Consider the following 210-nt stretch of genomic DNA (forward strand, 5'->3'; position numbering starts at 1 on the left):
GCCGAGCCATGCTCGGCAGGGGCAAGAGCGACCCCTCCCCAACCCTCCCCTCCGCCTTCGGCGCAAGGGAGGGGGCGTAGTGCCGAGCCATGCTCGGCATGGGGTTCCTGGTAATGCCCCAGCCGAGCATGGCTCGGCTCTACAGATGAAGCTTTCCCAGCCGAGCATGGCTCGGCTCTACAGATGAAGCTTTCCCAGCCGAGCATGGCT

Origin of the sequence: Stenotrophomonas sp. (genome assembly GCF_032066555.1) — a bacterium.
Lineage (GTDB): Bacteria > Pseudomonadota > Gammaproteobacteria > Xanthomonadales > Xanthomonadaceae > Stenotrophomonas.